Source organism: Microbacterium lacticum, from assembly GCF_006716815.1.
Classification (GTDB): domain Bacteria; phylum Actinomycetota; class Actinomycetes; order Actinomycetales; family Microbacteriaceae; genus Microbacterium; species Microbacterium lacticum.
The window spans coordinates 99555-125542 of record NZ_VFPS01000005.1; the positions used below are offsets into that span (position 1 = coordinate 99555).

The following is a 25988-nucleotide window of genomic DNA, read 5'->3' on the forward strand; positions in this document are numbered from 1 at the left end:
GAAAGGAAGCTTGGTCGCTACCGATCCTCGGGGCCTCGACCCGCCCCACCCCGTCACCACGCGGCCCCGCACATCACCCACCCCCACCTAAAGTCCGAAGAGCCGCTCTAGGTGTTCTTCCCACGGTGGTTGTGAGCAGCGTGGCGTGACGGGATGAGGTGAGGACCTCCGGTATCGATGTGGGTTACCACACTCACTCGATCCACGGAGGTCCTCGTGTCATACGTTACCCACGCTCGCGCCGCGCTCACCGTCGATGGGCGGATCAAGATCGCTCGGCTGGTGATCGAGGACGGCTGGACGCAGGCTCGTGTCGCGGAGCGGTTCCAGGTCGCCCGTGGCACGGTCTCCAAGTGGGTCGCCCGGTATCGTGCCGGCGGACGCGCGGCGATGCAGGATCGCTCCTCACGGCCGGCGAGCTCGCCATCGCGGACGCCGCAGCGTATGGAGCGGCGGATCATCGGGTTGCGGGTGACCCGACGTTGGGGCCCGCATCGGATCGCGTACCACCTGCTGCTGCCGCAATCCACGGTCTCGAAGGTGCTGAAGCGGTACCGGGTGCCGCTGCTGGGGCAGGTCGACAAGAACACCGGTGTTCGGGTGCGCAAGCCGAAGCCGGTCCGGTACGAGCGACAGGCGCCGGGCGAGCTGGTGCACGTGGACGTGAAGAAGCTCGGCCGGATCCCTGACGGTGGCGGCTGGCGCACGCTGGGACGTGCCACGGGCCGCAAACGCCGCTCCGGGGTCGGCTACTCGTATCTGCATTCCGCGATCGACGACCACGCCCGACTGGTCTACTCCGAGATCCTCCCCGACGAACGCAAGGACACCGCCGGCGGGTTCTGGCAGCGCGCCAGCGCGTTCTTCGCCGGGCACGGCATCACCGTGCAGCGGGTGATGACCGATAACGGCTCCTGCTACCGGTCCAAGGTGTTCAACGAGGCGCTCGGCGAGAACGTGAAGCACAAATACACGCGGCCCTATCGGCCGCAGACCAACGGGAAGATCGAGCGATTCCACCGCACCCTCGCCGACGAATGGGCCTACGCCCGCCACTACGACTCAGACCAGCAGCGAGCCGCCAGCTACGACGCCTGGCTGCACCACTACAATCACCATCGACCCCACACCGGCATCGGAGGCCGAGCACCCATCGACCGCGTCCACAACGTCAGTGGGAAGAACATCTAGGTGTACTGACCCAGATCGTTGTTGACGTAGGAGAGACCTCCGGGGTCGAGTTGGAGCTGTCTAAGTTCTTCAGCTCAAACGCACGGAGGTCTCTCTTGTCTCACGCTAATGCCCGGCTGACTCCGGCCGGCCGGTTGATCATGGTTCAGCGCATCCAGTCGGGGCGTGCGGTCGCGCATGTTGCCGCGGAAATGGGGATCTCCCGCACGACCGCGTGGCGGTGGTGGCGCAGGTTCCGGGAGTGCGGCCCGGCGGGCCTGATCGATCGTTCCAGCGTCGCCCGCTCCCACCCTCGCCAGACCAAAGCGTGCGTGGAGGCGAGGGTGCGGATCATGCGGCACCTCACTCGGCGTGGGCCGGTGTTCATCGCTGACAAGCTCGGCTTGCAGGCCTCAACGGTCGGTAGGGTGTTGCGCCGCCACCACGTGCCGTTGCTGCGGGAGCTGGACCCGGTCACGGGGTCCGTGATCCGCGCGACCCGCCGATCCGCGCAGCGTTACGAGCATGATCATCCCGGGTCCCTGATCCACGTTGATGTGAAGAAACTCGGCCGTATCCCCGACGGCGGCGGATGGCGTCTGCATGGCCGCGGGCAACGTCCTGCGCGCAAGCGGGGCCTGGGTTACGACTACGTGCACACCGTCATCGACGACCATTCCCGAGTTGCTTACGCGGAGATCCACGACGACGAGAAAGGCACCACCGCGGCGGGCGTCCTCGACCGCGCGATCGCGTTCTACGCGCGCCTCGGCGTCACAGTCGAACGCGTCATCAGCGACAACGCGTTCGCTTACCGCCACTCGGCCGCGTTCAAGGCCGTGGTCGACGCGCACGGCATCCGACAGCGGTTCATCAAACCGCACTGCCCCTGGACCAACGGGAAAGTCGAACGCCTCAACCGCACCCTCGCCACCGAGTGGGCCTACGCCCGCCCCTGGAGCTCGAACGACGACCGAAAAGCAGGGTTGACGACCTGGCTCGACTACTACAACCTAGACAGGCACCACCTCGGCATCGGAGGCAAAACCCCCATCGACCGAATCAACAACGGTCGAGGTCAGTACATCTAGGCGGCGAGCGCGGCGAGCGGCAGCGGAACGGCCGCCAGCGCTGCGAGCCGGCTTCGCATTCGAGCGGCTGTGTTCACGGAAGGTCCTTTCTCATGGATGCCGATCAACCAAGGTGCTGATCGGGCGCGATTCCATTGAGCCCGGAGACGTGTTGCGAGAGCGTCAGAGAAAACGCTTACGTCTTCTTTAGGGGTGCCGTGCGTGACTCGATGGAGAGGCACGAGCGTCGAGGCCGGAGGAGACACGAGAGACACATGAGGGTGCTTGTCGTGGAAGACCAGGTGTTCTTGGCCGAGGCCATCCAGATCGGGCTACGCCCGGAGGCGATCACGGCCGACCTGGCTCATGACGGCGACGCCGCGTTGGCGATGGTCGATATCAACGAGGACGACATCCTGATCCTCGACCGAGACATCCCCGGTACCCACGGCGACGACGTGTGCCGCATTCTCGCCGGGCGGGACAGCGCCCCTTCGATCCTGATGCTCACCGCGGCCCGCCGGCTGGGCGAGAAGGTCGCGGGGTTCGAGCTGGGCGCCGACGACTACCTCGCCAAGCCGTTCGAGTTCCCCGAGCTCGTCGCGAGGCTTCGAGCGCTGAACCGCCGGAGCGGGCCGTCGCAGCCCCCCATCTTGGAGGCGTGCGGCGTCCGGTTTGACCCGTTCCGCCGCGAGGTCTATCGGGACGGACGGCTCGTTCGGCTCTCCCGCAAGGCGTGCGCCGGTGCGCAGCATCGACGGGGGCTTCGCGAGCATCCGTCCGCCCGCGCGCACTGGGGCATCCCTCACGGTGCTCGTCACGGCTCGCTCACCGCCGGGCGCACGGCGTCGGCCGCGCGGTGGTGGTGCGGGGTCCCGCCCAGGGAGTGCTCAGCCTGGAAGATCGCGTCGGCGACGAGCTGTTGCGCGTGCTCGTTCTCGAGCCGGTAGAAGATGCGCGTGCCCTCCTGCCGGGTCGAGACGATGCGCGCCAGCCGCAACTTCGCGAGGTGCTGCGAGACGGCGGCCGGCGACTTGTCGACGGTCTCCGCCAGACGGTTCACCGACAGCTCGCTGGCGTCGCGCAGGGCCATGATGATGCGCACACGGGTCGCGTCCGCGAGCATCGAGAACACCTCCACCGCCAGCTCGACGTACTCGCTCTCCGGCAGACGTCCACATCTCGAAGTATCTGCATTCATACGCAGATTATCGCACAAATCCGGAGACTTCCATCGCCCGGCCTTAGCCGATGAGGGTGATCAGAATGCCCCCAGCGGCGCCCACGATGACGACGGCCCAGGCGGGTGCCCGCCAGGCGATCAGGAGCACGAAGCAGATCAGCGCGAGCACGAAGGGGGCCGCGCCGGTGATGGCGGTGGTGAAGACGGGGTCGTAGAGCGCGGCGGCGAGGATGCCGACTACGGCGGCGTTGGCTCCGCGCATCAGCGCCTGGGCACAGGGGCGGGAACGGAAGGTGTTCCAGAACGGGAGTACCCCGGTGAGCAGCAGGAACCCGGGCAGGAACACGCCGGTGAGGGCGATCGCGGCTCCTGTCGCGCCGCCGGGGCCGATGGTGGAGAGGGTGCCGAGGTAGGCGGCGAAGGTGAAGAGGGGCCCGGGCATGGCCTGGGCGGCACCGTAGCCGGCGAGGAACTGGTCAGGGGTGACCCAGCCGGTGTCGACCACGCCGGCCTGCAGCAGGGGGAGCACGACGTGGCCGCCGCCGAAGACGAGGGCTCCCGCACGGTAGAAGGCGTCGAACAGCTGCACCGCCCCCCACTGCGTGGTTGTGGCGAGCACCGGCAGTCCCACGAGGAGCAGCACGAACAGGGTCAGGCAGATCACGCCGGCTGTGCGGGCGACGGGGAAGCGGATCATCGCGGTCGCGGGTACGGGAGCGCTCCGGCAGAAGATCAGTCCTGCGATCGCGCCGATCGCGATGGCGCCGATCTGCCCGGTCGACCCGGCGAGCAGGAGGGCGCTGGCGGCGGCGACCACCGCGATGGCGGCGCGCTCCCGGTCGGGGGTGAGGGTTTTTGCCATGCCGAACACGGCTTGGGCGACGATCGCGACGGCGACGATCTTGAGGCCGGTGAGGATGCCGCCGCCCACGACGCCTTCGAACAGCGGCGCCCCGTACGCGAAGGCCACCATGAGGGCGGCTGAGGGCAGGGTGAAGGCGAGGAACGCGGCGATCGCGCCGGCGGGGCCTGCGCGGAAGAGGCCGAGGCCGAAGCCGACCTGGCTGGATGCGGGGCCGGGGAGGAACTGGCTGAGGGCGACGAGGTCGCCGTACTCGTTGTCGTCGAGCCACCGGCGGCGCTGCACGAGCTCGTCGCGGAAGTAGCCGAGGTGGGCGATGGGGCCGCCGAAGGCGGTCACGCCCAGCTTCCCGAAGACGCGCAGCACCTCCCGGGTGGACCCCTGTCCCGCTTGCGGGGGAGTGGTGGTGTCCGTTGTCATCGGCCGGTGCCTTCCTGGGTGAAGATGCGCATCCGTTCCCGGGCGACCGCGAGGCCGCGCCGGCCTTTCTCGGTTGCGGAGTAGAGCTTGCGGATGGTGCGGCCCTCTCGTTCGGTCCGTACGGTGAGGTAGCCGTCTTCGACCATCTTGTGGAGCATCGGGTAAAGGGTCCCTGCTGAGAGGCGGTAGCCGTGACCGGCGAGCTCCTCGATCATCCAGGCGCCGTAGATCTCTTCCTGTGACGCGTGGTGCAGCACGTGCATCCTGACGAGCCCGCCGAGGAGGTCTCGGTACTCGTCCAGCTCGTCAAGGGAGCGCCTGCTCGTCACCACGCCTGTCTATCGGATCTCGATATCGAATGACGATAGAACAGGTGAACGTGCGCTTAACGCTCCCGGAGTGCCAGCGGGCGGGATCGGTGACCTGGTTCAGCCCGCCGTAGGCGAGCCACAGCGATACAGCCGAGGCGACCGACAGCCGTACCGCGGCGACCATCAGGTCCGCCGCGCGCATCCGTCTACGAGCACGGACCCGCCGCGCCCGCGCAACCGAATCGTCTGTGCGGGGCCTGGCCGCCCGCGGAGAGGGAGCGGTGCCTGTTGTCATCCTCAACTCGATTCGGGTGGGTCCGGTTATCGACGAGTCCCACGATCCCCCTCTTTTCTTCCAGGATTCTTGGGGCGCCTAACTGGGGGACGCTTAGCCTCACCAACGTTGCTCGCCGCGGCTGGCGGGTGCTTATGTTGAGGTCATGGCGACAGATCTGCCCGCAGACAACCCCGCGCTCCAAGCCCATCCTGACGAGCCGCACCGCGGCGGCATCGCGCAACGGCTGAACTGGCTGCGCGCCGGCGTGCTCGGCGCGAACGACGGCATCGTCTCCGTCGCCGCGATCGTCGTCGGCGTCGCGGGCGCGACCACCGCCACCGGGCCCATCCTCACCGCCGGGCTGGCGGGCCTGGTCGGAGGCGCCATCTCGATGGCCCTGGGCGAGTACGTCTCCGTCAGCAGCCAGAGCGACAGTGAACGCGCCCTGATCGCGAAAGAACGCCAGGAACTGCGCGACATGCCGGACGAAGAACTCGACGAGCTCGCCGGGCTCTACCAAGCCCGCGGGCTCAGCGCACAGACCGCGCGACAGGTCGCCGTGGAGCTCACCGCGCACGACGCCCTTGCCGCACACCTATCCGCCGAGCTCAACATCGACCAAAACGACGTCGTGAGCCCCTGGCACGCGGCAGTCGCATCTGCGGCAGCGTTCACGATCGGCGCTATCCTGCCCATGCTCGCCATCCTCCTACCCCCGCCAGGGTGGCGTGTCCCGGTGACCTTCGTTGCCGTGCTTGTCGCCCTCGCGATCACGGGAGCCATCTCCGCACACATCGGCGGCAGCTCCCGACACCGCGCCATGATCCGCGTCGTCATCGGCGGTGCCCTCGCCCTCGCCGCGACCTACGGCGTCGGAGCACTCCTCGGCGCCTCCGGAGCGGTCTGAAACAGAGCGAATTGTGACCAATCTAGAGGTGCCCACGAGGGCGAGAAAAGGCAGGGACGGCTCACTCTTTCGACGCCTGTCCTGTGCCTCTCCGCGGGCGGCGACCGCGCAGCGACGAGCGCGCCGTCGGCGCCGTAGCGGCGCCAGTGTCCCGATGAGATGACCGTCGGCGGCGCCGAAGGGTCGCGGACGAGCAGCGCCGAATCGTCGTCGACGAACCACACCTCCTGCCCCGAGCGCGCGGCGCCGCGCGCGAACAGCTCTTCCGCATCCCCGGGCATCCAATCGGCGCCGAGGTGCCCGGCGAAGAACCAATCGAAGAGGGCGACGGCGGGAGCGGCGTCGTCGAGCCCGAACAGGGCGAGCTCATCGAGATCGTCGAAGGCTGCGGGCCACCGGTCGAGCTCGCGGGCGAAGATCATCGAGCCGGCGCTCCACCCGACGTACACCTTCTGCTCGAGCAGCTCGGCGAGCACCGGCGCCAGGCCGCTCGCCCGCCAGGCATGCGCGGCCCACAGGTTGCTGCCGCCGTACCCGAGGATCACGTCGGCCGAGCGCAGGCGCGACTCGACCAGGCTCGCGGGGCCGGCGAAGAGCGAGGCGATGTCGAACTCCGCCCAGCCGAGCGCGCGCGACCCCTCGAGATGGTCGACGAGGGTCGAACTGTCACCGGGAAAGCCGAGGATGGCGTCGATCACCACGACGACCCGCGAATCGGCGAGTGGCTTGCCGAGCAGGTCGACGAGCGCGTCGCGGATCATCTCGTTGGCGATTCCGCCAGACGTGAGAAGCATGCGCATCGGCCCAGGGTAGGGCACCGCAGCGCGCATCACGATAAAACTTCCGGTCGGAGGTTTTCTGCGGTATCGTCGTCACGCCGCCTCACGAAGAGGCGGCCCACAACGACGTATCGAAGGAACACCATGACTCTGCCCGAGGCATCCGTTCAGCTCTATTCTCTGCGCGACGCATTCGCCGCCGACCCGCAGGGCTCGCTCGACAAGCTCGCCGCGATCGGTTACCGCAACGTCGAGGCGTTCGACTTCGTCGGGCGCCCCGCCGAGATCCGCGCGGCGCTGGATGCCTCGGGCCTCGCGTCGCCCACGGGCCACGCCCCGCTGCTGACCGACGAGCTGTGGACGCCCGACGGCTCGATCCCGACGCCCGCCCCCGAGGTGGTCTTCGAGGCGGCCGCGACGATCGGCATGACCACGGTCATCGACCCGTTCGTCGCCCCCGAGCGCTGGCTCACCGAAGAGGGCGTCGCCGACATCGCCGAGCGCCTCAACGCGCTCGTCGAGACCGCCGCCGGCTTCGGCCTCTCGGTCGGCTACCACAACCACGCGCAGGAGTTCATCGCGTCGTGGGACGACGTCTCGGCCTACGAGCGGTTCGTCTCGCTCGCCGACCCGCGCGTGCAGCTCGAGCTCGACCTGTTCTGGGCGCTCACCGGCGGCCAGGACGTTCCCGCGCTCGTCGCGCGCCTCGGCGACCGGCTCACCGCCGTGCACGTCAAAGACGGCGTCGTGCCGGCCGTCAACCCGTGGGCTCCTGAGGCGGCCGTGCTCGGCGGCTCGAGTGAGCTCGACCAGCGCCGCCCGGGCGAGGGCGACGTCGCGCTCGCCGAGGCGCTGCGCGCCGGCACCGCCATCCGCTACGCCGTCGTCGAGTACGACAACGCCCCCGGTGATGTGTTCGAAGACGTGGCCGCGAGCCTGGCGTTCCTGAAGGACGGCGGGTTCGTCGCGTGAGCGCGAACAAGCCGCTCGGCGTCGGCATCATCGGCACCGGCGTCATCAGCCAGACCTACCTCGAGAACCTCACCTCGTTCCCCGACATCGCCGTCGTCGCGGTCGGCGACCTGATCGCCGAGCGGGCCCAGGCGAAGGCCGAGGAGTTCGGCATCCCGTCGTGGGGCACCGCCGACGACGTGCTCGCGAACCCCGACGTCGAACTGGTCGTGAACCTCACGATCCCGGCCGTGCACGTCGAGGTCTCGCGCGCGGCCGTGGCCGCGGGCAAGCACGTCTGGACCGAGAAGCCGATCGGCCTCGACCGGGAGTCCACGCGCGAGCTGCTCGCCGCGGCCGGCCAGGCGGGCGTTCGCATCGGCTCGGCGCCCGACACCCTCCTCGGCCCGGGATTCCAGACCGCCAAGCGCGCCGTCCTCGACGGTGTCATCGGCACGCCGCGGTTCGTGCAGACGATCTTCCAGACGCAGGGGCCGGATGCGTGGCATCCAGAACCCGCGTTCCTCTTCGCGAACGGCGCCGGCCCGCTGCTCGACATGGGCCCGTACTATTTCTCCGCGCTCGTGAGCCTGCTCGGCCCGGTCGACGCGGTCACCGCGCGCGGCTCGCGCCCGCAGCTCGAGCGGACGATCCGCTCGGGTCCGCGGGCCGGTGAGACCTTCCCGGTCGAGGTGCCCTCGACGGTGCAGGTGCTGAGCTCGTTCGCGGGCGGCCAGCACGGGACGCACCTGCTGAGCTTCGACTCGGCGCTCGAGCGTGCCGGCGTGGTCGAGATCCACGGCTCGGAGGGCACCCTCGTGCTACCCGACCCGAACATGTTCTCGGGGCGCATCGCGTACGTGAAGCCGCTCGGCTCGATCTCCGACGCCGACCGCGACGGTCAGCAGTGGATCGAGATCGAGGAGCAGGGGCCCGCCACCGGGCGCGGCATCGGTGTGCTCGACATGGCGCGCGCGATCAGCGAGGGCCGTCCGCACATCGCGACCGGCGAGCTCGGCTATCACGTGCTCGACGTGATGCTCTCGGCACAGGAATCCGTCGCCGACGGGCGGACCCGCACCATCGAGTCGACCGTCGCGCCGGTGCCGCTGCTGCCCGAGGGGTTCGATCCCTTCGCCGCGACGCTCGTCTGACGCGCGAGATTCGGGCTCGGGTTTGGTCTCGGGTCGGGTTCGGTTTCGGCGGGGCGCCCTCTAGTTGTACTGACCCAGATCGTTGTTGACGTAGGAGAGACCTCCGGGGTCGAGTTGGAGCTGTCTAAGTTCTTCAGCTCAAACGCACGGAGGTCTCTCTTGTCTCACGCTAATGCCCGGCTGACTCCGGCCGGCCGGTTGATCATGGTTCAGCGCATCCAGTCGGGGCGTGCGGTCGCGCATGTCGCCGCGGAAATGGGGATCTCCCGCACGACCGCGTGGCGGTGGTGGCGCAGGTTCCGGGAGTGCGGCCCGGCGGGCCTGATCGATCGTTCCAGCGTCGCCCGCTCCCACCCTCGCCAGACCAAAGCGTGCGTGGAGGCGAGGGTGCGGATCATGCGGCACCTCACTCGGCGTGGGCCGGTGTTCATCGCTGACAAGCTCGGCTTGCAGGCCTCAACGGTCGGTAGGGTGTTGCGCCGCCACCACGTGCCGTTGCTGCGGGAGCTGGACCCGGTCACGGGGTCCGTGATCCGCGCGACCCGCCGATCCGCGCAGCGTTACGAGCATGATCATCCCGGGTCCCTGATCCACGTTGATGTGAAGAAACTCGGCCGTATCCCCGACGGCGGCGGATGGCGTCTGCATGGCCGCGGGCAACGTCCTGCGCGCAAGCGGGGCCTGGGTTACGACTACGTGCACACCGTCATCGACGACCATTCCCGAGTTGCTTACGCGGAGATCCACGACGACGAGAAAGGCATCACCGCCGCGGGTGTGCTCGAGCGGGCGATCGCGTTCTACGCGCGCCTCGGCGTCAAGGTCGAACGCGTCATCAGCGACAACGCGTTCGCTTACCGCCACTCGGCCGCGTTCAAGGCCGTGGTCGACGCGCACGGCATCCGACAGCGGTTCATCAAACCGCACTGCCCCTGGACCAACGGGAAAGTCGAACGCCTCAACCGCACCCTCGCCACCGAGTGGGCCTACGCCCGCCCCTGGAGCTCGAACGACGACCGAAAAGCAGGGTTGACGACCTGGCTCGACTACTACAACCTAGACAGGCACCACCTCGGCATCGGAGGCAGAACCCCCATCGACCGAATCAACAACGGTCGAGGTCAGTACATCTAGTAGCGTACTGACCGCGAGGAAGGCGCGCCGCGGGCGCTCCGCCGACGCCGACGGGGGGATGAGCCGATGGATGCCAGGACAACGAGCCGCTTCGCAGTAGTCGCCGGAGCCGTGCTTCTCGTCGCCTCCCTTACCGGGTGCACGGGGTCGGGGTCTGGTGTTGCTTCCGACTCGGACGGTGCGTCGGGGAGCGTGATCGCGCCGGTCTCGGTGCCGATCACCGAGGTCGTCTCTTTCGTCGACGGCCGCACCGACGGCTCGGCGACGTTCAACCCCGGCGTCAAGGCGCTCGAGGTCGGCGACTCCGACGTGACGCTGACCAACAGCTCGACCGGCCAGTCGGTCTCGTTCGAGGTCGAGGTCACCGCCCCGCGCTGACCGCGGCGCGGGGTGGGTCGTCCCGTGTCCCCACAACCCGGCGCGGCGGTGGCGCGACGGCGCAGGAGAACCCGCACCGACGCGCCGCCGCCCGAACGGGTCAGTTCGCGAGGGTGAAGCCGCCGGTCCAGGTGATCTTCTCCGCCGCGGCGAGGGTCAGCTGCAGGAACCCGAGAGCCTCGAGCTCGTGGGCGCGGGCGAGCGACCCGGCATCCACGGCCTTCAGGCCGCCGGCCTGCACGGCGGCGACGAGCGCCGCCTTGGCGTCCGCGTCATCGCCGGCGACGAGCACGGTGGTCGGCGCGCCGCCGACGGTGCCCGACGCGAGCGTCGCCGCGAAGTTCGTGTTGAACGCCTTCAGCACCTTCGCCTCGGGAAGGCGCTCGGCGAGGCCCGCCGCCGCGGAGCTGCCGGCGGGAACGACGAGCGCGTCGAACGTGGCGAAGTCGAGCGGGTTCGTGATGTCGACCACGGTCTTACCGGCCAGCTGGTCGCCGTACGCGTCGGCGATCACCGCGAGCGCCGGGTAGGGCACGGCGAGCACGACGATGTCGCCGGAGATCTGCGTCGAGGTCTCGTCGCTGCCGATGTGCTGGATGTCGGCTCCGCCGCGCGCGAGCACGCCCGCGATCGCCTGGCCCATGTTGCCGTTTCCGAAGATGGTGATGGTGGTCATGACCGGTCCTTTCGAGGAGGGAGACAGGATGCTTGTACCTGCAACTATCATCGTCCAACCCGCTTGTCGCGACAACTATTCCCGCTCCGCGTTCCTAGACTGAGGGCATGGATGCCCCGCGGTTCTACTCCGACGATGAACTCGCCACCTGGATCCCCGTGGCCGCCCTGCTCGAGCTCCTGCCGCGGGAGCTCGACGCCCAGCTGCTGCGCGACGCCGACCTCACGCACTTCGACTACTTCGCCCTGTCGATGCTCACCAATTCACCGGACCACCGGCTGCAGATGAAGGAGCTCGCCTCGATGACCAACGCGACCATGCCGCGCCTCTCGCACGTCGTCAGCCGACTCGAGCGCCGCGGGCTCGTCGCCCGCGAGCGCCGCACCACCGACGCGCGCGGCGTCGACGTCGTGATCACCCCGGAAGGGCGCCGCGTCGTGCTGCGGGCGACACCGGGTCACGTCGAGACCGTGCGCAGCCTCGTGTTCGACGCCCTCGACGCGGATCAGCGCGAGCAGCTGCGCGACGCCGCCGTCGCTGTGCTCGCCCGGATCGACCCGGAGGGCCGCATGGTCGCGAGCCGGCCGCCCGCGGCGCGCGACGACGAGACCCCGGCGGCGCCTACCGCACCCTGACCCGCAGCCACACGAAGCCGTGCGGCGGCAGCGCGAGGCCTTCTTCGAGGTCGACCTCGGTGTCGTGCACGAGGTCGAACGCGGCCGACTCGAACCCCGACAGCGTCAGCGGGTCGACCTGCACCTCGGTATCCCCGACGTTCGCGAGCACGAGCACGCGGGTGTCCTCGCCCGGCCGCTGATACCCGACGACCGACGGGTGCGGCGTGCGGAAGCCGATCAGCGCGTTACCGGCGAGCTCGGGTGACTGCTGCCGCGCCGCGACGAGCTTCGTGAGTCGCCGGTGGATCCGCCCCGCCGGCGTCGACAGATCGGTGCGCTGCGCGTAGCGGTCGCGCGGACGGTTGCCGCGGTGCACCCACCGGCTGTCGCCGCGGCGCAGCGGGTCTTCGGCATACGAGTAGTCGTTCAGCTGCGCGACCTCATCGCCGAGATAGAGGAGAGGGATGCCTCCGGTCGACAGCGCCAGCGCGTGCGCCAGCACGACGCGGTCTTCGCCGGCCGCATCGCCCGCTTCGACCCCGGCGAGGGACGCCGTGGTGCCCGCAACGCGCGCGTCGCCCGTCGCCGGATTCTCCTGGAAGGCGACGCCCCGCGCGAACGAGCCGTCATGCCGGCCGGTGTAGAAGCGGTTGAGGAACTGCCGGTGCGCGAACGCGTCGATGCCGAGCGCCGCGGCATCCTCATCGGCGAACGTCCACCCGACGTCGTCGTGCGAGCGCACGTAGTTCACCCACGCCGTGCCCGCCGGCAGCGCGTGTCGGCGCTCGAGCGCGTCTTGCAGGAGCCGTCCGTCGCGGGTCGCGAGCGCCTCCCAGGTCAGCGCCATCTGCAGCGGGTTGTACGAGAGCTCGCACTCGTCGGGCGAGATGTAGGCGATCACCTCGTCGGGGTGCACGATCGCCTCCGACTTGAACACCATGCCGGGCGCGGCCATCGCGAGCACCGCATTGAACGCCTGCAGCAGGAGGTGCGCCTCGGGCAGCGACTCGCACGCGGTGCCGAGGCGTTTCCAGATGAACGCCACGGCATCCATCCGCAGCACCTCGACGCCCTGGTTCGCGAGGAACAGCATCTCGCCCGCCATCGCGCGGAAGACCGCGGGGTTCGCGTAGTTGAGATCCCACTGATAGTGGTAGAAGGTCGACCAGATCCAGCGTCCGTCCTCGAGCTGCACGAACGATCCCGGATGGTCGTCGGGGAAGATCTCGCGCGTGGTCAGCTCATAGGCGTCGGGCATATCCCGATCAGGGAATATGAGGTAGAAGTCCTCGAAGTCCGGGTCGCCCGCCACGGCCTTCCGTGCCCACTCGTGCTCGTCGCTCGTGTGGTTGAAGATGAAGTCGAGCACGAGCGAGATGCCCGCGGTGCGCAGGTCGGCGGCGAGCTCGGTGAGTTGCTCCATCGTGCCGAGACTCGGATTGACCCGCCGGTAGCTCGACACGGCGTACCCGCCGTCGTTCTCGCCCTCGGGGGCGTCGAAGAGCGGCATGAGGTGCAGGTAGGTCAGGCCGAGCTCGCGGAAATAGGGGATCTGATCCCGGATGCCGGCGAGGTTTCCCGCGAACCGGTCGACGTAACAGACGCCACCGAGCATCCGCTCCGACTGGAACCACGCCGGATCGGCCTCGCGCAACGCGTCGCGCGCCTTCAGCTCGAGCGGTCGCAGATTCCATGCCGTGGATGCCACGGCCACCGTCTCGGCAAGCTGCTCCTGACCGTCGGGGCGCGCGCCGTAGAGCTCGGTGAACAGGGAGTGCAGGCGCGGGAACTGCGCGTCGAACCGGTCGAGGAAGGCGTCGTCGAGGCGGCCCGCTGCTTCGGCCGCGGCGAGCGCGGCCCCCCGGTCGGCCTGGAGCGTGGTCAGTGCGGTCATGCGCTCTCCCTCCGCCGGTCGCCGTGCCTGGTATCAGCCTACGTGCGGGCGGCGACGCCGCGTGGCCCTGCGACCCTCCGCGATGTCGTCGTGCGCGACACCGAGGGCAACACCGTCGGCATCGTCGCCTTCCAGAAGGAGTGAGACCAGAAGTGTGCCGCGGCCTGCGCCGTCGCGGCCCTGCGTAGGCTGATCGAGTGAGTGCGTACGTCTCGGCGTTCGAGCTGTTCTCCATCGGAGTAGGCCCCTCGAGCTCCCACACCGTCGGTCCGCTGCGGGCGGCCGGCGACTTCGCGCGCCGCACCGTCGCACTCGGCGTCGAATCCGGCGGCGCTCTCGGGCCCCTCACCCGCATCACGTGCGTGCTGTACGGATCGCTCGGTGCGACCGGCATCGGCCACGGCACGCCCGACGCCGTCGTCGCGGGGCTGCAGGGCCACGAGCCCGAGACCGTCGACCCGGCGCTCGTGCGCGGAGCGTGGACGAACTGGACCGACGGCGACGCCCTCCTCGTCGACGGCGCGGCGCCCGTCCCGTTCGCGCGGGCCGACATCGAGTTCGCGCCGCGCACGCGCCTTCCCGGCCACCCGAACGCGATGACCCTCCGCGCCCTCGATCCGGCCGGGGCGGTGCTCCTCGAGGAGACCTACTACTCGATCGGCGGTGGGTTCATCCGGCGCGAGAGCGACGTCGTGGCATCCGATGCCCGCCCGCGCGCCGTGGATGCCTTTCCCTTCCGCTTCTCGAACGCCGCCGAACTCATCGCGCTCTGCGACGAGCACGGGCTCACGATCGCCGAGGTGGCCCGCCGCAACGAGGAGGCGCTGCGCAGCGAAGACGAGATCGCCGCGGGTCTCGACGCGATCTGGGATGCCATGTCGTCGTGCGTCGACGCGGGGCTGCACGTCGGCGGCGTGCTGCCGGGCATGCTCAAGGTGAAGCGCCGCGCGAGCCTCATCCGCGAGCAGCTCGAACAGGCCGAGGCCGGTGGCGGACGCGAGCTGCCCGGCGAATGGCTCGGCGCGTTCGCGCTCGCCGTCAACGAGGAGAACGCCGCGGGCGGCCGCGTCGTCACCGCACCGACCAACGGTGCGGCGGGCATCGTGCCCGCCGTCGCGATGTACTGGTGGCGCTTCCTCGCCGACTCGGGGCTCGGCGCCGAGAACGCGGTGACCCCGTACGGCGAGCTCGTCGGTTCGGCGCTGCTGGGCCTGCACCCGGGTGCGGCGGAGGCCGTGGCGCCCCTCGTCCTCGGTGAGGCGGCGGGCGACGTCGCCGAGGCGAACCGGCGCCGGGGCATCCGTCGCTTCCTGCTGACGGCGACCGCGCTCGGCTCGCTGTTCAAGGCGAACGCCTCGATCTCGGGCGCCGAGGGCGGATGCCAGGCCGAGGTCGGCTCCGCGTGCGCGATGGCTGCCGCGGGCCTCACCGCCGTGATGGGCGGCACCACCCGGCAGATCGAAAACGCGGCCGAGATCGCGATGGAGCACCACCTCGGGCTCACCTGCGATCCCGTGGGCGGCCTCGTGCAGATCCCGTGCATCGAGCGGAACGCGATCGCCGCGTCGACCGCCGTGACTGCCGCGCGCCTCGCGCTGCGCGGCGACGGCGAGCACTTCGTGTCGCTCGACGCCGTCGTCGAGACGATGCGCCAGACCGGCATCGACATGTCGCACAAGTACAAGGAGACGAGCGAGGGCGGTCTCGCCGTCAACGTCATCGAGTGCTGAGCGCGACGACCGCGGCCCGTCCGGGGCGGCCATCGGCTTCTCGCTAGACTCGGATCACCCGAACCGAGCCGTCAGCAAGGATGCCGATGACCGCCCCCGACCCGTTCCCCGCGCCCGCCGTGACGCCCGAGCGCGAGCTCACCGCTCCCGTCTCGCTGACCCTGCCGAACGGCCGGCTCAACCTCGCGGCGGTCGGCTTCGCACGCTCGCCGCTGGTCGACACGTCCGGCATCGGCGGTCGCCACGGCTGGGGCCGCAACAAGCGCTGGGAGTACTGGAACGTCATCACGCCCACCCACATCGTGGCGCTCACGATCTCCTCTCTCGACTACGCCGCCGTGCACGAGGTGTGGGTATTCGAACGCGCTTCGGAGCGCTCGTGGGGGCGCGGCGCGACGGTCATCCCCTCGCGCGACATGGTGCTGCCGGGCTCGCTCGGCGGGGGCATCGCGATCGCGCACGCGAAAGACCTCGCGATCACGGTCACCCCGACCGGCGACGGCGGCGTCTGGCGGCTGCACGCTGCGATCCCGGATGCCTCGTTCGACATCACCGTCACCCGCCCGGCGCACCACGACTGTCTCGCCGTCGTCGTGCCGTGGTCGACGCGGCGGTTCCAGTACACCGTCAAGGACGTCGCCCTTCCCGCGTCGGGCACGATCACGACCGAGGGCGTGCGCCACGACGTGCCCGCCGGCTCGTGGGCGGTGCTCGACCACGGGCGCGGCCGCTGGCCGTACGACGTCGCCTGGAACTGGGGCGCCGGCGCGGGAGTGCTCCCGGACGGCCGCAGCATCGGCCTGCAGGTCGGCGGCCGGTGGACCGACGGCACCGGTGCCACCGAGAACGCCGTCATCGTCGGCGGCGTGCTCCACAAGATCTCGACACCCGTGCGCTGGAGCTACGATCTCGCCGCGCCGCTCCAGCCCTGGCGGGTGACCGGCGGCGGCTTGGATGCCACGTTCACCCCCTTCTACGACAAACGGTCGGCGATGAACCTCGGCATCCTCTCTTCGCGCACCGACCAGTGCTTCGGCGAGTGGACGGGAACCTTCACCTGGACGGCCGCGGACGCCGCGGACGGGGATGCCCCGGATGCCGCGGGCACGCACGAGGTCGCCTTCGCCGGCCTGATCGGCTTCGCCGGAGACGTGCACAACCGGTGGTGAGCGGGTCTGCGCTGAGCGCATGAGCGAGCAGGCCATCGAAGTGCGCGGGCTGCGCGTGCGCCGCGGCAGAGCGGACGTGTTCGCGGGGCTCGACCTCGACATCCCGCGGGGCACCATCACCGGGTTGCTCGGCCCGTCGGGGTGCGGCAAGACGACGCTGATGCGATCGATCGTCGGCGTGCAGCAGGTCGCCGCGGGCACCGTCACCGTGCTGGGGGCGCCCGCGGGCAGCCCGGCCCTGCGTCGCCGTGTCGCCTACGGCACGCAGGGCTCGCCGGTATACGGCGACCTCACCGTCCGGCAGAACCTGCGCTACTTCGCGCGGCTGCTCGGCGCACCGCGCGGCGACGTCGATCGCGCGCTCGACTCTTCCCGTTCGTGGTGATGTTCCTCGTCACCTCGATCACGACGTTGCGCGAGCGTCGCAGCGGCACCCTCGAACGTCTCATGACGACGCCGCTCGGCAGGGGCGACTTCATCGTCGGATACGCGCTCGCGTTCGGACTCGTCGCGGTGCTGCAGGCGGTGCAGTTCATGCCGCTGATCGTGTTCCCGCAGATCATCCTCGGCGGGCTGTTCATGCCCCGCGACCAGATGCCCGACGTGCTGCACGCCGTGAGCGACTGGCTGCCGCTCAGCTACGCCATCGACGCGGTCGCCGCCGTCGCGGCGGGCGACGACGGCTGGGACCTGTGGCGGCCGATGCTCGTCGTGGCCGCGTTCACTGCGGGCGCGCTCGTGCTGGCGTCGCTCACCCTCCGCCGCCGCACCCCGTAGTCGCCGGCCGGATCAGGCGGTGCCGCGCAGCTTCGTCGTGAGGCCCTGCAGCTCGGTCAGCTCCGCGTCGGAGAGCACCGACATGCGCTCGGCGATCGAGCGGGCGTGCGTGGTCGCGACGCGGCGGAAGGCGAGGAGGCCTTCATCGGTGGCGCGCACGATGGCTCCGCGCCCGTCGTGCGGGTCGGGGCACTTGCTGATGAGTCCGCGTGCGACCATCCGGTCGACCAGGCGCGACACGCTCGGCTGGCTGATCAGCATGTTGGCGGTCACGTCGCGCAGGCGCGCGGCGTGCCCCTCGCCCCGGGTGACGGTGAGCAGCACGTCGTACTCGGCCTGCGTGAGGTCATCGTCGCCGAAGTCGTCGCGGATCTCCTGGAGGACCTCGTGCTGTGCGCGGAACAGGCTCTCCCAAGCGGCGACGGCGAGGCGGCGATCGGTCATGGCGTCAACTTTAGTGGCGGTCAGCGACACGCCCGGTGCGCGCCGCGTGTGGGAGGGTGGTCGCATGGGGCGCATGCGGGCGATCATGGCGGCGGCCGTCGGGGCACGGGGATGGCTGCCGGCCCTGCGCGGTCGCGGCACTGCTGCTGACGGCGCTGCTGCGACCGGCGCCTGCGGCCCAGGCATCCGTCACGTCGTCTTCGTCGCACGCGACCGTCGCTCCGGTGGACGCCGCACCGGCCGGGGTCGATGACTTCACGTTCGACTCGTTCGACGCCGACTACACCCTGACGCGGGCGGATGACGGCACGAGCCGGCTGCGCGCGGTCGAGACGATCGTGGCGGTCTTCCCCGAGACCGACCAGAACCGCGGCATCCGCCGGGCGATCCCCGACACCTACCAGGGGCGGCCGCTGCGCGCGCACCTCGAGTCGATCACCGACGAGAACGGGAACGCCCGGGCATCCGAGGTCGAAGACGTCGACGACGAGTTCTCGGTCGTCTCGCGCGCCGCCGGCTACGTGCACGGCCGACAGACCTACGTCATCACCTACACGCTCGAGAACGTCACCTACGACTTTCCCGACACCGGGCTCGAGTTCTTCTGGGATGTCAACGGCATCGAGTGGGCGCAGCCCTTCGGCGCCGTGACCGCGCGGCTGCACCTGTCGCCCGAGCTCGCCGCGGGGCTCACCGGCAGGTTCGCCTGCTATCAGGGCTCTCAGGGGGCGACGGATGCCTGTGCCTCGATCACACGCACCGACGAGGCCGGCGGCGGGGCGGTGGTCACGGCCACGGCGCAGGATCTCGCGCCGCACCAGACCCTCACGATGGCGGTCGGGTTCACACCGGGCACCTTCGCGGCGTTCGACGGCTCGTACTTCGCGACGCCGTTCGGATGGCTGCAGGCGCTCGCCGGCGTCGGCGCGCTGTGCGGGGCCGTGCTGGCCGTGCGCGCCCGCCGCGGGCCGCTGGCCGATGAGCCCGGACAGCCGACGATCATCGCCGAATACGATCCGCCGGCGACGGTCGACGCGCTCGAGAGCGCCGTGCTGCTCGGGTGGCAGAACAAGGGCATTCCGGCCGAGGTGCTCGAGCAGTCGGTCGCCGGTTCGATCCGCATCGTCGAGGGCGGGCGCAGCTGGACGGGCAAGCCCAAGCTCACCGCCGAGCTGGTCGACCCGTCGCGCGCCGACGGCGACGGGCGCATGCTGCTCGACGGGCTGTTTCCGCAGGGGCGGCCCGGCGACCAGTACGCGTTCGGGCGGCAGGACACGCGCTTCTCGGCGGCGGCGCAGAAGATCCTCGCCGCGGCCGATCGCGAGCTCACCACGCGCGGGCTCCGCCGCACCGTGCCCACCGGCACGCGGCTGTGGCCGATCCTGATAACGGGGCTGTCGGCGGTGCTCACGTTCGTGTTCGGGGCGGCGGCGATCGATCGGGGAACGCATGCGTTCGCGCCGGTGGCGGTGATCGTGGCATCCTGTGCCCTCGTCGTCATCGTGTGCATTCTGGTGGCGCGGCGCCCGCTCACCACGCGCGGCGCGGACACACGCGACCACCTGCGCGGGCTCGAGGAGTTCATCGGCTGGGCCGAGGCCGACCGCATCCGCGTGCTGCAGTCGCCGAGCGGCGCGGAGCGCGTGCCGGTCGACGTCGACGACCCGCGCCAGAAGCTGGCGTTGTACGAGAGGCTGCTGCCGTACGCCGTCGTGTTCGGGCAGGAGAAGGAGTGGTCGCGCCAGCTCGCCGCGCTCTACACGGCGGTCGGGGCGACGGGGCCGTACTGGTTCGCAGGCACCGGGCCGTTCGACGCGTCGTCGTTCTCGTCGGGCATCGGGTCGCTGTCGTCGGCGGCTTCATCGTCATCGTCGACCGGCGGATCGAGCGGCGGCGGATCTGCCGGTGGCGGCGGTGGCGGCGGCGGAGGCGGCGGCGTCTGACGCGCGGCGCGTTGGATGCCGGGGCGCGCGCGGACTCCGGCGTCAGGCGCCGGCGAGCCCCGCGCCGGGCTCGAGGATCTCGCGGAGCGTGGCGAGGTCGATCGGGGTGTGGACCCCGTCGCTCGTCTTGGTGAGCGAGAAGCCGAGGTCGTGCTCGGTGAGGAACGCGATCGTCTTCTCGAGCCGCGGGGCGGCTGTGATGTGCTCGCGGCCGAAGAGCGCCGCGGTGAACAGCGGCTCGCCGGCGAGGATCGAGCGGCGGAGTTCCGGTGTCGACCGCCCCGTGATGCGGTAGAGCGCCTGGAGCGGTGCGCTCGGCAGATCGGGCGCGCCGTCGAGGGTGAGGGAGATCGAGAGGTCGCTCATGCGTTCAGTCCATCACACCCGGTCCGTCACTCGCCGGGCGACAGAGTGAGGGCCGGTCGGAGAGGCATCCGACCGGCCCTTGTCCCTTGCACCAAGAGTGTCCTGCAATCACATGTCGGCAGCTGCCACAGCAAAACAACTACCGTGCGAGCACTCTATAACGGAAAGGTAACGGCCCACAAGCGTTCGTCGTTATCTTTCTGAGTGTTGACCTTGGCGATCTACTGCCAGCCTCCGCGCCGGATCTTTCAGCCCAATAGTCGACTCTCGGGGCCCGAAACTTGCATCCACGCGCACCTCGCGCTCTCGTCGGAGTCGACGGGACTCGATGACAGCGTGGACATCTCCGACGTCAGATGCGAAACTACTCGGTTCGGAATCGGGAGGTCGCAATGCGGGTCAAAGGCCAGTCAGAGGATTGCGAACGCATCAATCAGGGTGATGATCGAGCGCGCCAGGGAGACGGCGCCATCCGAGCCCGGCGTCTACAAGATGCCGTGCGGTGAGTGCGTGGTCGACTTCTTCATCACCGCCGGGGGAGAGGAGCGTTGGCTCGTCGCAGGCGACGGCCACTCCTGTACGCGGGAGTCGGTCGTGGTCGCGCGTCACGGTGAGCATCCCTGGGTGCGTCTCTACTCGCTCGCCGACGCCGCAGCGGAGATCGCAAGACTCGCCGCGCTGAGCGACGGCGATCTGCATCATGTCGTAGCGGGCCTGATCGAGTCGATCGATGATCGTGAGGTCGAGATCATCGCGCGTGAACGCGCCGGGATGCGCGAGGTACCGCGCGCAGAGGTCGCCGATCGCTTCGGGGTCGAGCTCGGCGACGAGCGGGACCCAGCCCCCGACGCGTGAGCGCTTATCAGTCAGCGAGAAGGTGGCACCCACCGCTTGCCCGTTCGCCACGCGCGACGTCCATCCCGGACCACGTCCGCCCGTCGCGATAACGTGACATTCATCCCGTGTAGTGAGAGTCAGGAGCTACGGTGCTCCGTCGAGAGAGTATGAGATGGCCCGAGTAGCGAAACCGAAGCCCCAGAAGTCTCTGGAGCAGACCCTCTGGGAGGCCGCCGACAAGCTGCGTGGGAACCAGGAGCCGAGCGAGTACAAGCACGTCGTGCTCGGGCTCGTGTTCCTCAAGTACATCTCCGACCGCTTCGAAGAGCGTCGCAGTGCCCTTGAGGGTGAGCTGGTTGCCGAGGGGATCAAGCCCGAGCGACTCGCCTCCTTCTTCGAGGACCGTGACGAGTACACCAGCCACAACGTGTTCTGGGTGCCGGAGTTGGCGCGGTGGGGATACATCCAGTCAGTCGCGAAGCAATCCGAGATCGGGCAGCAGATCGACCAGGCTATGGATCTCATCGAGAAGGAGAACCCATCGCTTCGCGGCGTGCTCCCGCGCAACTACGGGCGCGATGGTCTCGACAAGCGTCGCCTCGGTGAGTTGGTCGACCTTATCGGCTCCATCGGCTTCACCGCGACCGACGATCACGGTGCGGACGACGTGCTGGGTCGCGTCTACGAGTACTTCCTCGGGCAGTTCGCCGGCAAGGAGACTGGCAAGGACGCCGGAGCGTTCTACACGCCCCGTTCGGTCGTCAAGACGCTCGTCGAGATGCTGGAACCGTACAAGGGACGTGTCTACGACCCTGCGGCTGGCTCTGGTGGCATGTTCGTGCAGTCCGCGGAGTTCGTGCGGGCGCACGGTGGCAAGCGCACCGACATTTCTGTCTACGGGCAGGAGTTCACGGACACGACGTGGAAGCTCGCCAAGATGAACCTCGCGCTTCGAGGCATCGAGGCCGACCTCGGGCCGCGTTCCGACGACTCGTTCACCGCAGATCTGCACCCCGACCTGCGCGCCGACTTCGTCATCGCCAACCCTCCCTTCAACGTTTCAGACTGGTGGGACGCGAAGCTCGCCGACGATCCGCGCTGGAAGTACGGCACCCCGCCGCAGGGCAACGCCAACTTCGCATGGGTGCAGCACTTCATCTATCACCTGAGCCCGAAGGGCACGGCAGGCTTTGTACTTGCGAACGGGTCGCTGTCATCGAAGAGCGGGGGCGAGGGTGAGATCCGGCGCAAGCTCGTTGAGGCCGAGCTCGTGGACTGCATCGTCGCGATGCCCGACAAGCTGTTCTTCAACACCGGGATCCCCGTCTCACTCTGGTTTGTGAGTAGGGACCGCCACGGCAACGGGCACCGTGAGCGTCGCGGTGAAGTTCTCTTCATCGACGCGCGGAAGCTCGGCAGGATGGAGTCTCGTCGGCTGCGAGTGCTTAGCGAAGACGATGTCCAGAAGATTGCGGGCACTTACCATGCCTGGCGCAACCACGACGGCGGTTACGAGGACGTCGCTGGGTTCGCCAAGGCAGCGACGTTGAGCGATATTGCGGAGCACGACTTCGTGCTGACGCCGGGCCGGTATGTTGGCACGGAAGAGGCCGAGGAAGACGACGAGCCGATCGCGGACAAGATCGAGCGTCTCACCAGCGAACTACTGGCCGAGTTCGAGCGTGGGCATGCTCTTGAGGCCGAAGTCCGGAGACGCCTCACGGGACTCAAAGCATGACGACAACGTTCGCTGATTTGATTCAGCGTGGGACACTCATCTTGAACGACGGGTACCGCACGAAGCAGGCTGAGCTGGCACCATCGGGCATCCCTATTCTCAGAGTCGCCGAGATCGGTGATGGCTTTTTGGCTCCCAAGTCGGAAGATCGAATCGGCGAGGAATACCGGGACGTGATCGGCGTCAAGCTTTCACGTGCCGGAGATGTTCTCCTTACGACTAAGGGGACTGTCGGTCGCAGAGCGATCGTTCCGGAATCGGGCTCTTCGGACTTTAGGTGGGGGTGGTGGGGTCGAGGCCGCCGGCGATGAGGAGCATGCGGAGTCGGTAGTTGTCGTAGTTGCGGAAGCCGCGGGCGACGCGGCGGGCGAGTTCGATGAGGCCGTTCACGGCCTCGGTGCCGCCGTTGGATGACCGGTCGGTATCCCAGTAGGACAGGAACGCGGCCCGCCACTGACGCAGGGTGCGGCCGAGTCGGGCGATCTCGGGGATCGGGCAGGTCGGGAGCGATTCGAGCACGTGCTCGGCGATCTTGCGCCCGGTGGCGAGGTCGGCATGCCGGTAGGCGTCGCGGAGTTGCTGCGCGGCCTGCCAGGCGACGTCGACCTCGACGTGCTCCTCGCGCTGCGTGAACGCGGCATCGAGCCGGGCCTTCTGCCGGTCGGTGAGTCGTTCCTGCCCGGCGCGGAGGATGTTGCGGATCCCGTAGAGCGCATCACCTCTGCGTCCGCGGTGCCCGAGGGTGTCTTGCTGGACGCGGCGGCGGACCTCATCGACCGCGGTGGTGCCGAGCTTGACGACGTGGAACGCGTCGAGCACCGCGACGGTATCGTCGAGCTCGTCGTCGAGGGCCTTCTTGTAGCCGGCGAACGGGTCCAGCGTCGCGACCTGCACCCCGTCGCGGAACTCCTGCCCGCGCTCTTGCAGCCAGTCGGCGTAGGCCTTCGCGCTGCGCCCGGGCACGAGGTCCAGCAGGCGGGCCCTCACCCGCCCGGACGCATCGCGCGACAGGTCGACCATCCCGGTCAGTTCCTTCGGACCCCGCCCGCCATCGGCGACGGGTCTGGTGGACACGTGGTGCCAGAGGTGCTCGTCGACGCCGAGCGTGGTGACCCCGTCGAAGCGGGACCCGTCCGCGGCGCGCGTCTCGAGCACCGGCCTGACGTGTCGCCAGACCGTGCGCCACGACACCCCGAGCTGGCGGGCGACGCCCTGCACCGACGCGTTCTCCCTCCGCATCTGCCCCACCGCCCAGATCACCGCTCGGGCCGTGAGCTTGGCGCGAGGCGCGGCGACCAGAGCGTTCTGCTCGGTGAACGACTCCCTCGGGCACGCCTCATCAGCGCACCGGAACCTGCGCTTGCGCCACCGGACCCGCACCGCAGCGGCGCTCATCGGCGCATCGACCAGCACGAGCGCCTTCCGGCCCCGCGACTCGGCGACCTGCCCGCACCCCGGGCACCCGACCGGCCCCGGCGGGGACTCGACGTCGATCAGGAGCACGCCGTCGCGGCAGCGCTCGACAGCCACCACGTGCAGCCCGCCGAGGCCGACGAGCACATCGCAGCGATCACAGTAGACAGCAGAAGACGGGCACGCAGCGGCGCACCCCGTAGCATCGGGCACGGGTCGAGGTCTCCGAACGGAAAGGAAGCTTGATCGCTACCGATCCTCGGGGCCTCGACCCGCCCCACCCCGTCACCACGCGGCCCCGCACATCACCCACCCCCACCTAAAGTCCGAAGAGCCAGATAGGCTCTGCGCATTCTGGGTGGGGTGAGGCGCTCGGGCGTGGCGTGACGGGGTGAGGTGGGTCGAGGCCCGGAGGATCGGTAGCGACCAAGCAACCTGTTCGTCCGGAGACCTCGACCCGTGCCTGATGCTACGCGCTGCGCCGCCGCGCGCCCATGTTCTGCTGTCTACTGTGATCGCTGCGACCTGCTCGTCGGACTCGACGGGCTCCGGGTGGCCGGGGTCGAGCGTCGCGGCGATGGCGTGCTCGTGATCGATGCCGAGTCGCCGCCGGGTCCGGTCGGCTGCCCTGAGTGCGGAGTGGTCGCGGAGTCGGCGGGACGGAAGGTGCTCGTTCTGACGGACGCCCCGATGGGCGGTACTCCGGTTCGGGTCCGGTGGCGCAAGCGCCGCTGGCGGTGTCGCCAGGACGGGTGCGGGGTGCGCTCATTCACGGAGCAGAACCCGGCCGTCGCGGCGGCGAACAAAGCGCTGACGGCTCGCGCGGTGGCGTGGGCGGTGGTGCAGATGCGCCGCGAGAACGCGTCAGTGCGCGGTGTCGCTCGGCAGCTGCGCGTCGCGTGGCCGCACGGTCTGGACGCACGTGGAGGCCGAGTTACAGCGCCGCGAGCAGGACCCTGGCCGGTTCGATGGCGTCGAGGTGCTCGGCGTGGACGAGCACCTGTGGCATCACGTGTCCACGAAGCCCGTCGCCGACGGCGGGCGCGGTCCGAAGGAGCTGACCGGGATGGTCGACCTGACCCGAGACGCCACGGGACGCGTGCGGGCGCGACTGCTGGACCTGGTGCCAGGTCGATCCTCGAAGGCGTACGCAGACTGGATCAAGGAGCGGGACGAGCAGTTCCGTGCCGGGGTGAAGATCGCAGCTCTTGACCCGTTCGCCGGCTACAAGAAGGCCCTCGACGACGAACTCGACGACGCGACCGCGGTGCTGGACGCGTTCCACGTCGTCAAGCTCGGCACCGCCGCGGTTGATGACGTCCGTCGCCGCGTCCAGCAAGACACCCTCGGACATCGCGGCCGCAAGGGAGATCCGCTCTACGGGATCCGCAACATCCTCCGCGCCGGACGGGAGCGCCTCACCGACAGGCAGCGGTCCCGGCTCGACGCGGCGTTCGCGACGAGAGAGGAGCACGTTGAAGTTGAAGTCGCCTGGCACGCCGCCCAGCAGCTCCGCGACGCCTACCGGCACCCCAACCTGGTCGAAGGGCACAAGATCGCCGAGAAGGTTCTCGAATCGTTCCCGTCCTGCCCGATCCCCGAAATCGCCCGCCTCGGCCGCACCCTCACCCAGTGGCGAGCCGCGTTCCTGGCCTACTGGGCGACAGGACGCTCATCCAACGGCGGCACCGAGGCCGTGAACGGGCTCATCGAACCTGGATCGTGTCACCGTCGGGTGATTTCGCGGGTTGAGGATCGTTGAGGCTTGATTTTCCGGGGGTGCTGGTG

Annotated in this window: 24 protein-coding genes and 3 pseudogenes; 17 read left to right on the forward strand and 10 right to left on the reverse strand. The window is 69.4% G+C overall.

The window, feature by feature from the left end; translation table 11 throughout:
- The first annotated feature begins 177 nt into the window (after positions 1 to 177).
- The 3 genes and pseudogenes from FHX68_RS12800 to FHX68_RS15990 form a co-directional block, all read left to right on the forward strand.
- On the forward strand, positions 178 to 1191 hold the full coding sequence (locus tag FHX68_RS12800; RefSeq protein WP_141920135.1) for an IS481 family transposase: 1014 nt from the start codon (positions 178 to 180) through the stop codon (positions 1189 to 1191).
- Positions 1192 to 1286: 95 nt separating this feature from the next.
- The gene (locus FHX68_RS12805; RefSeq protein ID WP_141920012.1) at positions 1287 to 2261 is read left to right on the forward strand and encodes an IS481 family transposase; all 975 of its coding nucleotides are present in this window, start codon (positions 1287 to 1289) and stop codon (positions 2259 to 2261) included.
- A gap of 254 nt (positions 2262 to 2515) precedes the next feature.
- Positions 2516 to 2983 (forward strand): annotated as a pseudogene (locus tag FHX68_RS15990) (response regulator transcription factor); the annotation flags it as partial.
- A gap of 74 nt (positions 2984 to 3057) precedes the next feature.
- Here FHX68_RS15990 and FHX68_RS12815 read toward each other — a convergent pair.
- The 4 genes from FHX68_RS12815 to FHX68_RS15295 are packed head-to-tail and all read right to left on the reverse strand — an operon-like array spanning position 3058 to position 5218.
- Positions 3058 to 3441, reverse strand: a complete 384-nt coding sequence (locus FHX68_RS12815; protein WP_170214305.1) for an ArsR/SmtB family transcription factor — start codon at positions 3439 to 3441, stop codon at positions 3058 to 3060.
- Positions 3442 to 3484: 43 nt separating this feature from the next.
- Entirely contained in the window at positions 3485 to 4705 is a 1221-nt protein-coding gene (gene chrA, locus FHX68_RS12820) for a chromate efflux transporter (RefSeq protein ID WP_141381514.1), read from the reverse strand.
- Positions 4702 to 5034, reverse strand: coding sequence for a PadR family transcriptional regulator (locus tag FHX68_RS12825; protein WP_229661650.1), 333 nt, complete (start codon positions 5032 to 5034; stop codon positions 4702 to 4704). The genes chrA and FHX68_RS12825 overlap by 4 nt, the downstream gene beginning before the upstream one ends.
- Positions 5012 to 5218, reverse strand: a complete 207-nt coding sequence (locus tag FHX68_RS15295) for a hypothetical protein (protein ID WP_141381513.1) — start codon at positions 5216 to 5218, stop codon at positions 5012 to 5014. Before FHX68_RS15295 ends, FHX68_RS12825 begins: the two co-directional genes overlap by 23 nt.
- Before the next feature lie 238 nt (positions 5219 to 5456).
- On the opposite strand from FHX68_RS15295, the gene FHX68_RS12830 reads away from it, so the two are divergent.
- Positions 5457 to 6200, forward strand: coding sequence for a VIT1/CCC1 transporter family protein (locus FHX68_RS12830; RefSeq protein WP_141381512.1), 744 nt, complete (start codon positions 5457 to 5459; stop codon positions 6198 to 6200).
- On the opposite strand, the gene FHX68_RS12835 is transcribed toward FHX68_RS12830, so the two are convergent.
- Complete coding sequence (locus FHX68_RS12835) at positions 6158 to 7000, reverse strand: Type 1 glutamine amidotransferase-like domain-containing protein (protein WP_170214304.1); 843 nt, start codon at positions 6998 to 7000, stop codon at positions 6158 to 6160. The two genes, FHX68_RS12830 and FHX68_RS12835, sit on opposite strands and share 43 nt — an antisense overlap.
- Before the next feature lie 123 nt (positions 7001 to 7123).
- Between FHX68_RS12835 and FHX68_RS12840 the strand changes: the two genes are divergently transcribed.
- From FHX68_RS12840 to FHX68_RS12855, 4 genes are all read left to right on the forward strand, one after another.
- Entirely contained in the window at positions 7124 to 7951 is an 828-nt protein-coding gene (locus tag FHX68_RS12840; RefSeq protein ID WP_141381510.1) for a sugar phosphate isomerase/epimerase family protein, read from the forward strand.
- Positions 7948 to 9084, forward strand: coding sequence for a Gfo/Idh/MocA family protein (locus FHX68_RS12845; RefSeq protein WP_141381509.1), 1137 nt, complete (start codon positions 7948 to 7950; stop codon positions 9082 to 9084). Before FHX68_RS12840 ends, FHX68_RS12845 begins: the two co-directional genes overlap by 4 nt.
- Before the next feature lie 159 nt (positions 9085 to 9243).
- Positions 9244 to 10218: an IS481 family transposase gene (locus FHX68_RS12850; protein ID WP_141920276.1), complete on the forward strand. Its 975-nt coding sequence runs from the start codon at positions 9244 to 9246 to the stop codon at positions 10216 to 10218.
- Between the two features lie 66 nt (positions 10219 to 10284).
- Complete coding sequence (locus tag FHX68_RS12855) at positions 10285 to 10596, forward strand: hypothetical protein (protein ID WP_141381337.1); 312 nt, start codon at positions 10285 to 10287, stop codon at positions 10594 to 10596.
- A 100-nt stretch (positions 10597 to 10696) separates the two neighbouring features.
- Here the strand turns inward: FHX68_RS12855 and FHX68_RS12860 are convergent, their stop codons facing one another.
- Positions 10697 to 11272, reverse strand: coding sequence for an NADPH-dependent F420 reductase (locus FHX68_RS12860; RefSeq protein ID WP_141381338.1), 576 nt, complete (start codon positions 11270 to 11272; stop codon positions 10697 to 10699).
- 107 nt (positions 11273 to 11379) lie between these two features.
- Between FHX68_RS12860 and FHX68_RS12865 the strand changes: the two genes are divergently transcribed.
- Positions 11380 to 11907 (forward strand): MarR family winged helix-turn-helix transcriptional regulator, encoded by a 528-nt coding sequence (locus FHX68_RS12865; RefSeq protein ID WP_141381339.1) that lies wholly within the window; start codon positions 11380 to 11382, stop codon positions 11905 to 11907.
- Here the strand turns inward: FHX68_RS12865 and FHX68_RS12870 are convergent.
- Positions 11894 to 13783, reverse strand: coding sequence for an amylosucrase (locus FHX68_RS12870; protein WP_141381340.1), 1890 nt, complete (start codon positions 13781 to 13783; stop codon positions 11894 to 11896). The genes FHX68_RS12865 and FHX68_RS12870 overlap by 14 nt on opposite strands.
- A gap of 197 nt (positions 13784 to 13980) precedes the next feature.
- Here FHX68_RS12870 and FHX68_RS12875 point away from each other — a divergent pair, with 197 nt between their 5' ends.
- From FHX68_RS12875 to FHX68_RS12890, 4 genes and pseudogenes are all read left to right on the forward strand, one after another.
- Positions 13981 to 15513 carry an L-serine ammonia-lyase, iron-sulfur-dependent, subunit alpha gene (locus FHX68_RS12875; protein WP_141381341.1) on the forward strand — a complete coding sequence of 511 codons (1533 nt, stop codon included), beginning with the start codon at positions 13981 to 13983 and terminating at the stop codon, positions 15511 to 15513.
- Positions 15514 to 15599: 86 nt separating this feature from the next.
- Complete coding sequence (locus tag FHX68_RS12880) at positions 15600 to 16682, forward strand: DUF2804 domain-containing protein (protein WP_141381342.1); 1083 nt, start codon at positions 15600 to 15602, stop codon at positions 16680 to 16682.
- A gap of 19 nt (positions 16683 to 16701) precedes the next feature.
- Positions 16702 to 17067 (forward strand): ATP-binding cassette domain-containing protein, encoded by a 366-nt coding sequence (locus FHX68_RS12885; protein ID WP_141381343.1) that lies wholly within the window; start codon positions 16702 to 16704, stop codon positions 17065 to 17067.
- Positions 17049 to 17459: pseudogene (locus tag FHX68_RS12890) on the forward strand (ABC transporter permease); the annotation flags it as partial. The gene FHX68_RS12885 and the pseudogene FHX68_RS12890, both read left to right, overlap by 19 nt.
- Positions 17460 to 17471: 12 nt before the next feature.
- On the opposite strand, the gene FHX68_RS12895 reads toward FHX68_RS12890, so the two are convergent.
- Positions 17472 to 17903 carry a MarR family winged helix-turn-helix transcriptional regulator gene (locus tag FHX68_RS12895; RefSeq protein ID WP_141381344.1) on the reverse strand — a complete coding sequence of 144 codons (432 nt, stop codon included), beginning with the start codon at positions 17901 to 17903 and terminating at the stop codon, positions 17472 to 17474.
- A gap of 224 nt (positions 17904 to 18127) precedes the next feature.
- Here FHX68_RS12895 and FHX68_RS12900 point away from each other — a divergent pair, with 224 nt between their 5' ends.
- Complete coding sequence (locus tag FHX68_RS12900) at positions 18128 to 19846, forward strand: DUF2207 domain-containing protein (protein WP_229661629.1); 1719 nt, start codon at positions 18128 to 18130, stop codon at positions 19844 to 19846.
- A 42-nt stretch (positions 19847 to 19888) separates the two neighbouring features.
- Here the strand turns inward: FHX68_RS12900 and FHX68_RS12905 are convergent, their stop codons facing one another.
- Positions 19889 to 20212, reverse strand: a complete 324-nt coding sequence (locus FHX68_RS12905; protein WP_141381345.1) for a hypothetical protein — start codon at positions 20210 to 20212, stop codon at positions 19889 to 19891.
- A gap of 336 nt (positions 20213 to 20548) precedes the next feature.
- Between FHX68_RS12905 and FHX68_RS12910 the strand changes: the two genes are divergently transcribed.
- Complete coding sequence (locus FHX68_RS12910) at positions 20549 to 21067, forward strand: zinc ABC transporter ATPase (protein WP_229661630.1); 519 nt, start codon at positions 20549 to 20551, stop codon at positions 21065 to 21067.
- A 154-nt stretch (positions 21068 to 21221) separates the two neighbouring features.
- Entirely contained in the window at positions 21222 to 22787 is a 1566-nt protein-coding gene (locus FHX68_RS12915) for a class I SAM-dependent DNA methyltransferase (protein ID WP_141381346.1), read from the forward strand.
- Positions 22788 to 23060: 273 nt separating this feature from the next.
- On the opposite strand, the gene FHX68_RS12920 is transcribed toward FHX68_RS12915, so the two are convergent.
- The gene (locus tag FHX68_RS12920) at positions 23061 to 24413 is read right to left on the reverse strand and encodes an ISL3 family transposase (protein ID WP_425325858.1); all 1353 of its coding nucleotides are present in this window, start codon (positions 24411 to 24413) and stop codon (positions 23061 to 23063) included.
- A 246-nt stretch (positions 24414 to 24659) separates the two neighbouring features.
- Here FHX68_RS12920 and FHX68_RS16385 point away from each other — a divergent pair.
- A pseudogene (locus FHX68_RS16385) lies at positions 24660 to 25962 on the forward strand (ISL3 family transposase).
- Positions 25963 to 25988 lie beyond the last annotated feature (26 nt).

Excerpts from the sequence above, each read along its gene's own strand:
- FHX68_RS12800 (WP_141920135.1), top strand. The coding sequence starts at position 178 with ATGTGGGTTACCACACTCACTCGATCCACGGAGGTCCTCGTGTCATAC.
- FHX68_RS12815 (WP_170214305.1), bottom strand. The coding sequence starts at position 3,441 with ATGAATGCAGATACTTCGAGATGTGGACGTCTGCCGGAGAGCGAGTAC.
- chrA (WP_141381514.1), bottom strand. The coding sequence starts at position 4,705 with ATGACAACGGACACCACCACTCCCCCGCAAGCGGGACAGGGGTCCACC.
- FHX68_RS15295 (WP_141381513.1), bottom strand. The coding sequence starts at position 5,218 with ATGCGCGCGGCGGACCTGATGGTCGCCGCGGTACGGCTGTCGGTCGCC.
- FHX68_RS12830 (WP_141381512.1), top strand. The coding sequence starts at position 5,457 with ATGGCGACAGATCTGCCCGCAGACAACCCCGCGCTCCAAGCCCATCCT.
- FHX68_RS12835 (WP_170214304.1), bottom strand. The coding sequence starts at position 7,000 with ATGCGCATGCTTCTCACGTCTGGCGGAATCGCCAACGAGATGATCCGC.
- FHX68_RS12840 (WP_141381510.1), top strand. The coding sequence starts at position 7,124 with ATGACTCTGCCCGAGGCATCCGTTCAGCTCTATTCTCTGCGCGACGCA.
- FHX68_RS12855 (WP_141381337.1), top strand. The coding sequence starts at position 10,285 with ATGGATGCCAGGACAACGAGCCGCTTCGCAGTAGTCGCCGGAGCCGTG.
- FHX68_RS12860 (WP_141381338.1), bottom strand. The coding sequence starts at position 11,272 with ATGACCACCATCACCATCTTCGGAAACGGCAACATGGGCCAGGCGATC.
- FHX68_RS12865 (WP_141381339.1), top strand. The coding sequence starts at position 11,380 with ATGGATGCCCCGCGGTTCTACTCCGACGATGAACTCGCCACCTGGATC.
- FHX68_RS12870 (WP_141381340.1), bottom strand. The coding sequence starts at position 13,783 with ATGACCGCACTGACCACGCTCCAGGCCGACCGGGGGGCCGCGCTCGCC.
- FHX68_RS12880 (WP_141381342.1), top strand. The coding sequence starts at position 15,600 with ATGACCGCCCCCGACCCGTTCCCCGCGCCCGCCGTGACGCCCGAGCGC.
- FHX68_RS12885 (WP_141381343.1), top strand. The coding sequence starts at position 16,702 with ATGAGCGAGCAGGCCATCGAAGTGCGCGGGCTGCGCGTGCGCCGCGGC.
- FHX68_RS12895 (WP_141381344.1), bottom strand. The coding sequence starts at position 17,903 with ATGACCGATCGCCGCCTCGCCGTCGCCGCTTGGGAGAGCCTGTTCCGC.
- FHX68_RS12905 (WP_141381345.1), bottom strand. The coding sequence starts at position 20,212 with ATGAGCGACCTCTCGATCTCCCTCACCCTCGACGGCGCGCCCGATCTG.
- FHX68_RS12915 (WP_141381346.1), top strand. The coding sequence starts at position 21,222 with ATGGCCCGAGTAGCGAAACCGAAGCCCCAGAAGTCTCTGGAGCAGACC.